The following is a 323-nucleotide window of genomic DNA, read 5'->3' as shown; positions in this document are numbered from 1 at the left end:
CAGCCGGCCACACCCCAGAGCGCGGCGACCGGAGCGCCGAAGCCGACGATCAGCACGCCCAGCACGGCCGCGACCGCGGCGAGCAGCACGGCCGCGAGCCGGCCCAGCGGCACCACGATCGGCTGCCCGGGGATCCGCCCGGCGAGCTTGCCCGAGGCGATCAGCGACCCGCTGAACGTGACGGCGCCGATGAGCACGTCGAGTACGCCGGTCACGGCGGCCTGGGTGGAGGCGACGCGGTCGCCGAGCGCGATCAGGGCGGCCGCGCCGCCGCCGACCGCGTTGAACAGGCTGACCAGTTGCGGCATCGCGGTCATCCGGAT

At 75.5% G+C, this 323-nt stretch carries 1 protein-coding gene; it reads right to left on the bottom strand.

The window, feature by feature from the left end; all coding sequences use genetic code 11:
- On the bottom strand, window positions 1-323 hold a 323-nt coding region (locus ODJ79_RS46865), incomplete at both ends, for an NAD(P)(+) transhydrogenase (Re/Si-specific) subunit beta (RefSeq protein ID WP_263030219.1).

The organism is Actinoplanes sp. KI2, assembly GCF_025630775.1.
Taxonomy (GTDB): Bacteria; Actinomycetota; Actinomycetes; order Mycobacteriales; family Micromonosporaceae; genus Actinoplanes.
Note: the sequence above shows the minus strand (reverse complement) of the source record. Positions and strands in the feature narration are given on the sequence as shown.